The organism is Rheinheimera riviphila (assembly GCF_004005945.1).
Classification (GTDB): Bacteria; Pseudomonadota; Gammaproteobacteria; order Enterobacterales; family Alteromonadaceae; genus Pararheinheimera; species Pararheinheimera riviphila.
This window is the reverse complement of record NZ_SACS01000012.1, coordinates 126,045-138,908: the sequence shown is the minus strand read 5'-3', so window position 1 is coordinate 138,908 and position 12,864 is coordinate 126,045. Positions and strand designations below refer to the sequence as shown.

At 49.1% G+C, this 12,864-nt stretch carries 12 protein-coding genes; 4 read left to right on the top strand and 8 right to left on the bottom strand.

The window, feature by feature from the left end:
- Positions 1–176: 176 nt before the first annotated feature.
- Positions 177–644 carry a Dps family protein gene (locus EOE67_RS12405; protein WP_127699396.1) on the bottom strand — a complete coding sequence of 156 codons (468 nt, stop codon included), beginning with the start codon at positions 642–644 and terminating at the stop codon, positions 177–179.
- 194 nt (positions 645–838) lie between these two features.
- Here EOE67_RS12405 and EOE67_RS12400 point away from each other — a divergent pair, with 194 nt between their 5' ends.
- From EOE67_RS12400 to EOE67_RS12390, 3 genes are all read left to right on the top strand, one after another.
- On the top strand, positions 839–1,336 hold the full coding sequence (locus EOE67_RS12400; RefSeq protein ID WP_127699395.1) for an LURP-one-related/scramblase family protein: 498 nt from the start codon (positions 839–841) through the stop codon (positions 1,334–1,336).
- 95 nt (positions 1,337–1,431) lie between these two features.
- Positions 1,432–2,346, top strand: coding sequence for a hypothetical protein (locus EOE67_RS12395; protein ID WP_127699394.1), 915 nt, complete (start codon positions 1,432–1,434; stop codon positions 2,344–2,346).
- Between the two features lie 22 nt (positions 2,347–2,368).
- The gene (locus tag EOE67_RS12390) at positions 2,369–2,713 is read left to right on the top strand and encodes a flagellar biosynthesis regulator FlaF (protein ID WP_127699393.1); all 345 of its coding nucleotides are present in this window, start codon (positions 2,369–2,371) and stop codon (positions 2,711–2,713) included.
- Positions 2,714–2,800: 87 nt separating this feature from the next.
- Here EOE67_RS12390 and EOE67_RS12385 read toward each other — a convergent pair whose 3' ends face one another.
- Together EOE67_RS12385 and EOE67_RS12380 are read right to left on the bottom strand one after the other, a co-directional pair.
- Positions 2,801–4,396 (bottom strand): ABC-F family ATPase, encoded by a 1,596-nt coding sequence (locus tag EOE67_RS12385; RefSeq protein ID WP_068065464.1) that lies wholly within the window; start codon positions 4,394–4,396, stop codon positions 2,801–2,803.
- A 194-nt stretch (positions 4,397–4,590) separates the two neighbouring features.
- Positions 4,591–5,586, bottom strand: coding sequence for a DMT family transporter (locus EOE67_RS12380; protein WP_164852314.1), 996 nt, complete (start codon positions 5,584–5,586; stop codon positions 4,591–4,593).
- 108 nt (positions 5,587–5,694) lie between these two features.
- On the opposite strand from EOE67_RS12380, the gene EOE67_RS12375 reads away from it, so the two are divergent.
- Positions 5,695–7,170 (top strand): aminotransferase-like domain-containing protein, encoded by a 1,476-nt coding sequence (locus EOE67_RS12375; RefSeq protein WP_127699391.1) that lies wholly within the window; start codon positions 5,695–5,697, stop codon positions 7,168–7,170.
- Positions 7,171–7,177: 7 nt separating this feature from the next.
- Here the strand turns inward: EOE67_RS12375 and EOE67_RS12370 are convergent, their stop codons facing one another.
- From EOE67_RS12370 to edd, 5 genes are all read right to left on the bottom strand, one after another.
- Positions 7,178–8,716, bottom strand: coding sequence for a hypothetical protein (locus EOE67_RS12370; RefSeq protein ID WP_127699390.1), 1,539 nt, complete (start codon positions 8,714–8,716; stop codon positions 7,178–7,180).
- Positions 8,717–8,720: 4 nt separating this feature from the next.
- Entirely contained in the window at positions 8,721–9,278 is a 558-nt protein-coding gene (locus tag EOE67_RS12365) for a YdcF family protein (RefSeq protein WP_127699389.1), read from the bottom strand.
- Positions 9,279–9,417: 139 nt separating this feature from the next.
- Positions 9,418–10,071 (bottom strand): bifunctional 4-hydroxy-2-oxoglutarate aldolase/2-dehydro-3-deoxy-phosphogluconate aldolase, encoded by a 654-nt coding sequence (locus EOE67_RS12360; protein ID WP_127699388.1) that lies wholly within the window; start codon positions 10,069–10,071, stop codon positions 9,418–9,420.
- 4 nt (positions 10,072–10,075) lie between these two features.
- Positions 10,076–11,038 (bottom strand): glucokinase, encoded by a 963-nt coding sequence (glk, locus tag EOE67_RS12355; protein WP_127699387.1) that lies wholly within the window; start codon positions 11,036–11,038, stop codon positions 10,076–10,078.
- The gene (gene edd / locus EOE67_RS12350) at positions 11,031–12,863 is read right to left on the bottom strand and encodes a phosphogluconate dehydratase (protein ID WP_127699386.1); all 1,833 of its coding nucleotides are present in this window, start codon (positions 12,861–12,863) and stop codon (positions 11,031–11,033) included. The genes glk and edd overlap by 8 nt, the downstream gene beginning before the upstream one ends.
- Position 12,864: the final 1 nt, after the last annotated feature.

The window sequence follows — 12,864 nt, the reverse complement described above, 5'->3', positions numbered from 1 at the left end:
AAAGGGGTTACCGGTGTTTATGGCGGAATTTTCTGAAATTATTTTGGTGAACACTGACTTTGATGTTTTATCAACAATAAAGTCACTGCAGCTTTGCCGGTGCAGTGACTTTATTGGCTTATTTTTTGGCTTTTTCAGATGCTGGATTCGCTAACTCTTGTTTTACTAACTCGGGCTTAACTAATCAGGCTACGCAACATCCAGGCATTTTTTTCATGAATTTGCATCCGTTGCGTCAATAAATCTAAAGTCGGTTCGTCCGAAGCTTTATCAGCGACCGGCACGATAGAACGAGCGGTTTTGGCAATCGCTTCCTGGCCTTTGACCAAATCTTTAATCATTTCATCAGCAGTTGAGTGCCCTTCGGCTTCTTTAATGCTGGTCAATTTGGCAAATTCTTTGTAAGAACCCGGTGCAAATTCCCCTAAAGCACGGATCCGCTCGGCGATTAAATCCACCGCAAGTGCCAGCTCAGTGTACTGAGTTTCAAATAAGGTATGTAAACCCTGAAACATCGGGCCTGTGACATTCCAATGATAATTATGGGTTTTCAAATATAAAGTGTAAGTGTCGGCCAACAGCGCCGACAAGCCAGCGGTAATGTCTTTACGGTCGCTTTCTTCAATACCAATATTAATTTTCATCAAATCACCTGTCAGGTTGTGAGTAGTCAAAGCTACAAGAAACATAGCGAATAAATATCAGTTATCACAAGTTGTGGTGGCGCAACAGGAACAAATCAACCTCTGGCATCCCCTTTCTTTTTGCTATAAATTCAATACCGTAAATAGCTAAGGTGCCAAAACACATCACCTGCGGGTCGTACAAAGGAGCAAGGATGAAATACCTGATTAAACAAAAAATATTCAGTCTGACGGATAGTTTCGAAATTGAAGATGAAACCGGCCAGGTGGTGATCACCGCCAAAGGAAAATTCTTTAGCATTTCCAGCAGCCAGACGTTATATGACCAACGTGGTAACGAGCTGCTAAAGATTAAACGTAAATATCTGACGCTGTTGCCGGCCTGCAAACTGTTGTGTGCCGATGGCAGCGAGTGGTTGATCCGTAAATGTTTTTGGCCGTTCTGGACCAGCCGTTTTACCATCACCGGCCCGGCTGGTGAGCTCGAAATTAACGGTAATCTGTGGCAACACGAGTATAAAATTAGTCGCAATGGCACACCACTGGCTGCGATATCAAAGGCTTGGTTCAGCTGGTCAGATACTTATGGTGTAGAAATTTTTGAGCCATCGTTAACCGCTCAGCTGTTGGCGTCGGTGATCGTGATTGATCGGATCCAGCATTCTGGCCGCAATTCGAACCTGGATGATTAATGATATAGCGGCAATTTTTTGCCGCTTTTCAGTGCGTAGCTGCTGGTTTATGCGTACACTTAGCTTTATCTAATGTATGGCTTGGACTTCAGACCATGGTTGCGCCAGTTTCCACTAATTCAGTCTCCAATAGCCCGGTTTCGCCGACGTCTTATCAAGCGCCAGTGGCACCAACGAATTTGGCAACCTTAGGTTCAAACTCTACAGCGGCTATTCCTGCCGCACCAACAAAACCCAAGCCAGCGGTTAGTGCCGAAACCGAACGTTATACCGCGGTGCAACAAAGCTTATCCAATGCCAAATCTGCCGTGACATCGGCCGCGACCGCCAATACTAAGATTGATGAATCGCTGAAGCAAGTCCGCGACATTGCCACCAAATTGTCCGATGACAACTTAGCTAGTAAAGATCGCGAAAAGCTGCAGGCTGATTATTCAAAATTGCGCGAAGGCATTATCAAAAGCCAGGAACAGGCGTCTGTTAGAACTGGTGATCAAAAATCTGCGGCTCAAACATCTGGCGGCCAAAAGTCCGACGCCCAAAAAACCAACCTGCTGACTGATGACAAAGCCCTCACCACTGCGACTAATACCCGTGGTGGTCAACTGGACATTCAAAGCAGTAAGTCAGCAAAAGCACTTGGACTGCCAGAAAAACTCGGATCAGCCGCCGATGCCAAAGCGCTGCTGCAAGGCAATGAAAGTCAGGCTGGCAGTCTGGCCAACGCCGAGAAAAATACCCGCGACACCGCTGCCCGACTGAAAAAAGTCGAAGCCAATGTTGATCAAAAACTGGAAACCAGTACCGCGGTGGCCAAAGCTGTGAAACGGCTGGATGCGGCGAAAAATGGCGGTGTTGAAGTCTCAGCCGAGCGCGAACAACAACGCAGTCAAGCACTGGAAAAAGCCCGGGAAACTTCGCAGTTATTAAAATCGCAGTTCGGTGGGTTGTCGCCGAACAACAACAGTAATAGTGGCGCGTCAAATCCGTTGCTGGCGCTGTTGCGTTAGAACTATTGCTTAACCAACGCCAATGAAAAACGCCATTGCTGCTTATCAACAAACCCGTTTGATGGTCAGCAGCACCAAAGCGCTGGAGCGGCAGTTGTTGCTGCAGCGCTGTTATCAGCTGGAACAAGCGGTGGCGCAAGATGATGTGTTTGTGCTGTTACAAGCTGTCGCCGATCAACGTGAACTCTGGGTAACCATCCGCGCTTTGCTGCTGGACGAACAACATCCCTTCCCAACCGATTTACGTCAGCAAATTTTGGAACTGGCGCAGCTGGTGTTAGAGCAGCTGCAGTTGCCACTGAGTGATTTAGATGTTGATTTAGTGCTGGCAATTAACTATCAGCTGGCGGAAGGTCTCGCTGACTAGCGGCTTTAATTTCAGGCGAAAAAAAACCAGTCACGGTAACGGACTGGTTTTTTGGTATTAAGCATTCAACAACATAGCTGCTATGTATTAGCCTTGAGCTAACGTCTGCGCCAGGTAATCGTCATAGGTACCGACGAAGTTACGGGTATCTTTATCGGTGATTTCAATGATCCGGGTGGCCAGCGATGACACGAACTCGCGGTCATGGCTGACGAATAACAAGGTGCCTTTGTACATTTCCAGCGCCATGTTTAACGATTCAATCGATTCCATATCCAGGTGGTTGGTTGGTTCATCCATCACCAGAATATTTGGCCGTTGCAGCATTAACTTACCAAATAACATCCGGCCTTTTTCACCACCTGACAACACTTTGACTTTTTTCTTGATGTCATCTTGAGAAAACAACAAGCGGCCTAAAATGCCACGTACTGCCTGCTCGTCATCTGAAGGCTGCTTATGCTGCGCCATCCAGTCGAATACCGTCATCTCTTCAGCGAATTCATATTCGTGATCCTGAGCGTAATAACCGATGTTACAGTTTTCCGACCATTTCACCATGCCAGATTCAGCTTTTAATTCGCCAACCAGACACTTTAACAAGGTCGATTTACCGATACCGTTGGTACCAAGGATCGCTACTTTTTCGCCAACTTCGATATTCAGGCTTAAGTCTTTTAGCAAGTGCAATGCACCAAAACTCTTATTCAGACCTTCAACTTCTAATGCCATCCGGTACAGCTGCTTTTGCTGTTCAAAACGAATAAATGGGTTGACCCGGCTGGACGCTTTTACTTCATCCAATTGAATTTTATCAATTTGTTTGGCACGAGAAGTCGCCTGACGTGCTTTAGACGCGTTAGCAGAGAAACGACTGACGAAGGTTTGCAGTTCAGCGATTTGGGCTTTTTTCTTGGCGTTGTCTGATAACAGACGTTCACGCGCTTGTGTAGCGGCGAACATGTAATCATCGTAAGTGCCTGGGTACACGCGTAATTCGCCGTAGTCTAAGTCAGCCATGTGGGTACAAACTGAGTTTAAGAAGTGGCGGTCGTGCGAAATGATAATCATGGTGCAGTTACGCTCAGACAACACATCTTCAAGCCAGTGAATGGTATGGATGTCCAAGTTGTTCGTTGGTTCGTCCAATAACATGATTTCAGGATTGGCGAACAACACCTGCGCTAATAACACCCGCAGTTTCCAGCCCGGCGCAACCGATGACATCAAGCCAAAATGTTGTTCTACCGGAATACCAACACCGATCAGTAACTCACCAGCACGGGATTCAGCGGTGTAACCGTCCATTTCACCAAAAGCAACTTCTAAATCGGCGACCAGCATGCCGTCTTCTTCGCTCATTTCGGCACTGGAGTAAATGCGATCCCGTTCGGCTTTCACCCGCCATAACTCAGCGTGGCCCATAATGACGGTATCAATTACGCTGAACTGTTCAAAAGCAAACTGATCCTGATGTAATTTCGCCACGCGCATATTAGGCTCAACCATCACAATACCGGCACTTGGGTCCAGTTCGCGGCTTAAAATCTTCATAAAAGTGGATTTACCACAACCGTTGGCACCGATCAGGCCATAACGATTGCCAGAACCAAATTTAATCGAGATGTTTTCAAACAGCGGCTTAGCGCCAAATTGCATAGTAATATTTGCGGTTGCTATCACGTGTTCATCGCCTGGCTGAGTTGCCGCAGAATCAATCTGCAACAGAAAATAATGGCCCGGATTGCGTCACTGCCTGTGCAGCACCAATCCGGGATACGCCCTTAAAAAGGCGCGCCACTATACGCTTTTTAGCGCCAGATCACAATGTAATACCCTATTGTCGCAGCTTTGTTGTGGCAAAATTCATCAAATTGTCATGCCAGTTTCCGGCCAATCGCAATGGTCAGCACCACCACACTGGCCATCAGCCACTGTGCGAGGCTGATCGATTCACCAAGCCATAACGCCGCCCAGCAGAAAGCCAAAAAAGGCGTCAGTAATTGCAGCTGACTGACTTGCGCTACGCCGCCGGTTGACAGCCCTTTGTACCAGGCGAAAAATCCCAAAAACATGCTGAACACTGCCAGATAACCAAAACCGAGCCAGCTGTTGAGACTGACATCATAATTGCTGGGCTGAAAATACCAACACAGTGGCAGCAACAACGGCAACGAAAACACCAATGCCCAACAAATCACCTGCCAACTACCGATATGTCGGGCCAATATGCCGCCTTGAGCGTAACTTAAACCACAGCAAAAACAGGCCAGCACTAACCACCAATCGCCGCTGGCAATGCCACCGGCTAATGCATCGCTGGCTGTACTTGCTGCATACAGCATAACAGCGGCTGCCCCAACGAGCGCACACAGCCAAAAGCCGATTCTTGGCCATTGTTTACTGAGCCAGGCACCAAATATCGCGGTAAATAGCGGCATAATACTGCTGACTAAAGTGCCATGACTGGCATCAACAGTTTGCATCGCAATCGCCGAAAAAATTGGATACGCAAACACCGCCCCAAACGCCACCACGGCCAACGCTGGCCAATGTTGTCTGGCTGGAACTTTTTGCCGAAGTGCCAATAACAACAGCACACTGAGTAAGGCTGCCGCCAATGCACGGCCTGCCCCAACAAACATCACTGGCAATTCGGCTACGGCGAGTCTTGTTGCCGGAATACCGCCAGAAAACATCAACACCCCAAGCGCGCCCCAAAACATGCCTTGCGCCAGTTGCTTGGCTGGGATCGGCGCTGCACTGTTCGTTGCGGCTGCTGGTGCTGCAGGCGCTGCCGAAGATTGCGGTGTCATGACAGTGGCTGAAATTAAGATGGGAGCTGACTCCCGTTGCGTGCTGACCGATTGCATAGCTGCTCCTGCTGGACATTCTCTGGAGCAGGTACTATAAAGGACAATCATTCCAGACAATCAGGACAGTTGCATGCTATTCGCCCAGACTGTACAGGTAAAAAAGCCATGACAATCGCCTTTCAACACTGGTTGCTGGATAAAAGCAGCAATGAAGCCTGGTCAAAACAATTGCTGGGTTATGCCCGCGCCGCTATTGCGCATGGCAGTTGGCCTGCCGGCACCAAATTACCTTCGATCAGAGGCTTAGCACTACAACTGCAAGTCAGCAAATTCACTGTGGCCGAGCTTTATGAAAAACTGGCCGCCGAATCGCTGGTGGTCAGTCGGCCTGGCAGCGGTGTTTATGTGGCAAAAGTACAGCCGGTGGCGATGTTATCCGAAGCCAACGCCGGACAAAGTGCCTTAGCGGGTGATGTGGCGCTAATGCGTCAGACATTGCAGCGCGACAACGCGGTGATCAAACCTGGCGCAGGTTGGCTGACACCGGAGTGGTTGCCGGGAGCGGCAATTAAACAAGCAATGCGTGAAGTAGCACGGCAACCACAGTCATTGTCCGATTATGGTCCGGCGCAAGGCAATGTGTTGCTGCGCCGTTATTTATCCGAGCGACTGGCGCAACTGAATATTCAGGCCGAGCCGCAGCAATTGTTACTGACCTCCAGCGCCACCCATGCGCTGGACTTATGTCTGCGACTGTACTTAAAACCCGGTGATGCCGTGCTGGTTGACGACCCCGGTTTTTACAATTTTTTCGCCGTGCTGCGACTGCACCATCTGACTATTTTGCCTTTGCCACGCCAGCAAGATGGCCCGGATCTACCCGTATTAGCCGCCTTATTGACCGAGCATCAGCCAAAGGCTTATCTGACCAATTCAGTATTGTCGAACCCGGTGGGCACTTGCGTCAGTCCGCAAAAAGCCTTTGCAGTGCTGGAACTGCTGCACCAACATCAATGTTTGTTGCTTGAAGATGATATTTATGCCGATTTTGAACAACAACCGGCCATTCGTTATGCCAGTTTGACTGGTTTAGCGCGTGGCATTTATCTCGGCAGTTTATCAAAAACCATTTCCGCTGATTTGCGGGTCGGTTATATCGCCGCCAGTCCGGCGCAAATTGCTAGTCTGACTGATTTAAAGCTAATTACCGGATCTTCTACATCGCAGTCAGTAGAACGGGTGGTCTATCAGGTGCTGACCGGTGGCGCCTACCGTCGTCATCTGGAGCAATTGCGTAAACGGCTGCAAGAAGCAATGCAGCAAGTGATCCCGCAATTGAAAAAACGCGGTTTCATGTTATGGCATCAACCGGATGCCGGTTATCTATTGTGGTTAAAACTGCCATCTGGGGTCAGCGCCAATGCGTTAACTGCAATGCTGGAACGGCAACATATCATTCTGGCACCAGGCGGCCATTTTAGTTTGCAGCCAGATGCTGATAGTTTTATGCGGGTGAATGTCACGCAATGTTTAAATCCAAAACTATGGGCGGCGCTTGATACCGCACTTTCGATGATTGCCGTGACGCAGCAGCCGACGCAAAAGCTTCAGTTGCCACGTTCACAGGTCGGCGATCGTTAAATTACCCTCAGTGACCAATCTGATAAAGATTCACGTCTTTGATCAGCGGATGCTGCCGGTTGGTCTCCGGCCTGACCGCGGTTTTGAGCGGCGCCACTTCGGTACGCAGCCAGCTGGCAATCTCTGTCGCGGTCGCTTTCGGAAACGTGAAATCAATCCGCCCAGCATCGTCAACCAGCCCCAATACCAGACCATAATTCTGATTTTGACTCAGGGGCGGCCGCACCACCGCCACCACTTTGCCGCCTTGATAAGTTAACTTCGCTTCATCAAAGAATTTTTTGCGCCGCTGCACAATTTCTTCAGCGTTGGTCGATGACCAAATAAAAACTTCAAAGCCGTCACTTAGTCCAAAATATTGTTGCCCGGACCAATGGTAATGCACATCGTTTTCTACGGTACTGACGGGCTGCACAGTACGCAGCGCAATGTAATTGCGATTGATGATATCGGTACGGACTTTGTCACCGGCGGCATAAAAAGTTAACGTCAGCTGCAGGTTTTCCTGACCAAAATCGGCCCCGGAAAAATCTAAGTTCTGTAAACCAAAATTAAGTTGAAATGGCTGTTTGGGATCAAACACGCTGAGCGTTTCGGCTTCAGTCCAGCCATTAATAAACACCGGTTGCTCATTGACCGTTAGTTGATAGCTATAAGCATCGGCAGTTTCGGGCAACCGTAGACTTTCCGCAGCGACCGTAAACTCAACGTAGGTATTACGCTGTTGTTGGTAGTTTTCTTTGAGTGTATCCAGCGATGGTGTGATCCAGCCAATCGCGGTGGTGCTGGCAAAAACAGCACTGGCGTAGGCCTGATCAAACAACTGCCAGTCCATATGCGTCTGCGGCGCGTCACAACCTTTGATGTTTTTTGACAATTCATCCAGCTTACAAGAAGTGCCATCACAGGCAAACTTAGCACTGATTGGGCCAAGCGCGGCGCGGATAAAACAAATATTAAATTTTGGAATGTCACCGGGCATCCCGACAAAACTGTCCAGTACTTTGCGTTTTAACAGTGCCTGATACTGATCACCAATCTGTTTCAAACTGCGCTCTTTGAGCTCGTACTGACCGATTTTGCGGCCAATACTTTCGGTCGGTAGCAACGGATAGTTTTGGTAGGTCGATGCAGGTTCGGTCTGGGTGACCCGTAATTCGAGATCGCTAAAATGTTCAATGGCCGGTTCTTTATTCAGCGGCGCGGTAAAGACCACATCAAACACCGCGACATCATTGACCACCGGCTTTGCGTCGTCATCGATCACTGAAGATGGCTCAAGCATATGAAACACAATAAAAAATCCAGCTGCAGCGCCGCCTAAACTAAAGGTTTTACCAAGTTTTGACGTTTCGCCCACAGCAACTTTGGCCACAGACTCAAAAATTCCAAACAGCACTACTGCAATACCAAGCGACACCAGTGCCATACTGACCCGCTCCGGCATCACTTTGAAATGACTATTCACGCCAGCCAACACAAATAGCAACACGGCCAGACCTGCGTAGTAGAAATACAGCCAGTTCAATTTTTTGGTGTCGTTCATCACGTTATTCCTTTCGTAACAGGTGATAACTCAACAGCAAGGAGTCATAGAGCGTAGCAACAAGGTCGCGAAACCACATATAGCACCAACGGGCATTACCCGTTGCAGCTCTGCCGGAGCTAATCCACACCGGTTTAGCTTTAAAACCTACCATCCGCAGCAATATGGTGATCCGAAGTACATGGTAATTGTCGCTGCAGACTAAAATCGGGATTTGTTTCGACAACACTTTGGCAGCAATCAGCACAGAATCTAAGGTATCGCTGGATTGATGATCCTGAACCAAATGACTGCTGGCGACACCTTTTGCCATCAGCACCCGCGCCATCACTGCAGCTTCAGTGGGAATTGTCAGATCCGAGGTGCCACCGCTGACAAAAAAGCATGGCTGCTGCTGCTGACGCAATGAACACTGGTAAGCCCCTTCAATTCGCCGACTTAAGCTGCCACTGGGCGAGCCATCAGGCATCACGCGAGCGCCAAAAATTGCGATGTAAACTGAAGGTGCTAATACAGATTGTTGAACCGCCGTCATTACTTCAACATGATCTTCGGGTTTCATCAGCTAGTCTGAGCAATGACACATAACGAAAAGTATTAACGAGATCAGCCCGAACAGCCAGAAATAAAAAAAGCTCTGACTTTGCAGAGCTTTTTAGTTTTATTCGCCACTCTATAGCAGCAATGTTAGGCGGGTGTAATTAATTCACAGTCTTCGCTTTGGCCACTGCTTCTACACAAAGCTGGGTAATGCGATCCCATTCACCATTAGCAATGGCATCATCCGGTACTATCCAGGAGCCGCCAACACAACGTACGTTCGGCAGCGCTAAATATTCGAGGAAGTTTTTCTCGTTGATACCGCCGGTTGGGCAAAAGCGGATATCGGAAAACGGGCCATGAATTGATTTTAACGTCTTCACACCACCTGCCGCTTCGGCTGGGAAAAACTTAAAGTGGGTATAACCCATGCCCGTGCCTTCCATCAATTCAGAAATTGACGCGATACCTGGGATCAGCGGAATTGGCGCTTCTTTCCCGGCGGCTAATAACTCACGGGTTAACCCTGGGCTAATCGCAAATTTGGCACCAGCATCAATCACTTTTTGTAGCTGTTCGGCGGTCGTCACCGTACCGGCGCCAACAATAGCATCCGGCACTTCAGTCGACAGTAATTTAATTGCGTCCAAAGCCACTGGTGTCCGTAGTGTGACTTCCAGGACTTTAATACCACCGGCCAATAAGGCTTTGGCCAGCGGCACGGCCGTGGCGAGATCTTTAATCACAATCACCGGCACGACCGGGCCTTGTGCAAACAGGATGTCAGGTTGTAATTGCCAATTTTGAAAAGACATAAGTTTAACTCGCCAGAATTTGTTTTAAGTAGACAGCGCAGCCCAATAAACCAGGTTGCTCTGCAGTCACGACATAAGTGGCTATTTGCCGGTTAAAGTCGGTAAAACGGCCTTTTGCTTCAAAACGGCTGCGAAACTCACTGTCTTCGAGCAAAGGTAATAATTTAGGAACAATACCACCACCGACATACACACCACCAAAAGTGCTTAAGGTCAGGGCTAAATCACCGGCTAAACCACCCAAACTTGCAAAAAATTGTGCGATCACCGCACTACACAGTTCGTCAGTTTTGGCCAAAGCATGTTGACTGATGTCAGCCGCAGTTTTTGGCTCTGTCGTCACGCCACGATAAGCCGCAATTGCCAGATACAAACTTTCTATACCAGGACCAGATAACAACCGCTCCGGCGAGACATGACCAAAGTGCGCGGCCAGATAACGCTGAATAAACCATTCCTGTTCGTTTTGCGCCGTCCAGCCGACATGACCGCCTTCACCTGGCAGTGGAATGTAACCATGCGCTGTTGGGATCAAATGGCCAACTCCCAAACCGGTACCAGCACCAAGCACTGCCATAGGTTTGGTTGCGTCTGCAGTACCTGCACCAAACTTCACTTTTTCCGAAGCGGTTAACGCCGGTAAACACATGGCGACTGCGGTAAAGTCATTCAGCACAATAAATTCGGCCAGCCCCAGCTCGGCTTTGGTTTCACTGATCGAAAACTGCCAGAAAAAGTTGGTCATTTTCACCAGGTCACCATTCACCGGACAGGCAATGGCGACTGCAACATGGGCAATCTCCGTCAGTTGCTGCTCGGTGCGGTAATAATTGAGCGCCAAAGCCAGAGTGGCAAAATCGGCACATGGGTAAACCACCACGTGATCAAGCGCTAGAGTCTCCAGATTGACCCGGCTAAAACGGGCGTTAGTGCCGCCAATATCAGCGACAATGGCATGCTTAACCATGCAGATGTTCCTCTGTGGTAAACAGGCTACAAGCGCCCTGCTCGGCACCGGTTAATACGGTACGCAGACCACCGAAAATCTCCCGGCCCATCCCATAATAACTTTCTGACATATCGCGGGTTGCCGCAGTACGTTGTGCGAGTTCTTCATCAGAAACAAACACTTGCAGTAAGCCCGTTTCGCCATCAACCAGCATTAGGTCGCCAGTCTGAATTTTGGCAATCACGCCACCATCAACCGCTTCCGGGGTGACATGGATAGCGGCTGGTACTTTACCAGAGGCGCCTGACATCCGGCCGTCAGTGACTAAAGCCACATGAAAACCGCGGTCTTGCAGTACACCAAGTGGCGGCGTTAATTTATGCAGCTCTGGCATGCCACAGGCTTTTGGTCCCTGGAAACGAACCACAACGATACAATCTTTATCCAAATCACCGGCTTTAAAAGCGGCATCCAGTTCATGTTGACTGGAGAACACCACCGCTGGGCCTCTGACAATTTCAGTGCCTGGGCGCAGCGCCGATGTTTTAATCACGCCACGGCCTACGTTGCCGGATAACACCTGCAAACCACCGTGATCTTTAAAGGGTTTGGCCACAGTCGACAGTACTGAATCATCTAAAGACGTTGTCGGGCCATCAATCCACATCAGTTTGCCATCTTGCATCACTGGCACCTGGGTATAACGACGCAGACCAAATCCGGCCACGGTATTGACATCTTCATGCAATAAACCAGCGTCCAATAGTTCTTTGATCAATAACGCCATACCACCCGCTTGCTGGAAGTGGTTGATATCAGCCTGACCGTTTGGATAAATCCGCGTTAATAACGGTGTGGCATTGGATAAATCAGCAAAATCGTCCCAGTTCACGATAAAACCAGCAGAACGAGCTACCGCCACCAAATGCATGGTGTGGTTGGTAGAACCGCCGGTCGCGAGCAAACCTACAATACCGTTGACCACGGCTTTGACGTCGACGATATGGCCAACCGGCATATAGTCAGTGCCTAAATCGGTTAACCGCGTGACTTGACGCGCAGCCGCTTTGGTCAATTCATCGCGCAGTTCAGTGCCAGGATTGACAAAAGACGAACCTGGCAAATGCAGGCCCATCATTTCGACCACTAACTGATTCGAGTTGGCAGTGCCATAGAAAGTACAGGTACCTGCACTGTGGTAAGAAGCCGATTCTGAATCCAGTAATTCTTCTTTACCCACTTTGCCTTCAGCATACAGCTGACGCACCCGGGCTTTTTCTTTATTCGGAATACCAGACGGCATTGGGCCGGCTGGAATAAATACAAATGGCAGATGACCAAAACTTAACGACGCCATCAATAAACCCGGCACAATTTTATCGCAGATCCCAAGCATCAGGCCGCCATCAAACATATTGTGCGACAGGCCAACAGCTGCTGACATCGCGATAATGTCGCGGCTTAACAAACTGAGTTCCATGCCGGGCTGACCCTGGGTCACACCATCACACATCGCCGGCACGCCACCAGCGAACTGCGCCACGCTACCGATGTCGGCAATGGCTTGTTTAATAATGGCTGGATAAGTCTCATAAGGCTGATGCGCGGACAACATATCGTTGTAGCTTGAAATAATCCCGATATTGGCCTTGGTCAGACTGCGTAAGTCCGATTTTTCCGAAGTGGTACAGGCAGCAAAGCCGTGGGCAAGGTTACCGCAGGCTAAAGCGCCACGATGTGGGCCGCGAATACGGGCTTGTTCAATTCTCTGAAGATAAATAGCGCGACTTTTTTCACTGCGCGCCATGATCCTGTCTGTAACTTGCTGGATAACCGGATGCATG